1 protein-coding gene is annotated in these 469 nt (G+C 56.1%); it reads left to right on the plus strand.

What is annotated here, in order from left to right; translation table 11 throughout:
* A partial coding sequence (locus tag MiSe_RS49840) for an SLBB domain-containing protein (RefSeq protein ID WP_373873063.1) occupies positions 1–469 on the plus strand: 469 nt, incomplete at both ends.

Raw genomic sequence — 469 nt, forward strand, 5'->3', positions numbered from 1 at the left:
TCGCTGGGGGTATTCGCCAATCTGCCGATATTAGTCGCATCCAGGTACTTCGACCGACGCGGGGCGGCGGACAACAAGTCTTTAACGTCAATCTACAACAGCTGTTGCGTGCTGGCGATCGCTCTCAGGATTTAATCTTGCAACAGGGCGATACCGTATTTGTTCCCACTGCTACAACTGCTAATGCAGCCCAAGCCCTCGATTTAGCCGCCGCCAGCTTTGCCCCCACCACGAATCAACCAATAAATGTCGCCGTTGTCGGGGAAGTGACTCGTCCCGGTCCACAAGTCGTCCAGCCAGATCAATCCGGTGCCGTCCCTACCGTGTCGCGGGCGCTACAAATCGCTGGGGGTATTCGCCAATCTGCCGATATTAGTCGCATCCAGGTACTTCGACCGACGCGGGGCGGCGGACAACAAGTCTTTAACGTCAATCTACAACAGCTGTTGCGTGCTGGCGATCGCTCTCA

The sequence above is a fragment of the Microseira wollei NIES-4236 genome (assembly GCF_020521235.1).
Classification (GTDB): Bacteria; Cyanobacteriota; Cyanobacteriia; order Cyanobacteriales; family Aerosakkonemataceae; genus Microseira; species Microseira wollei.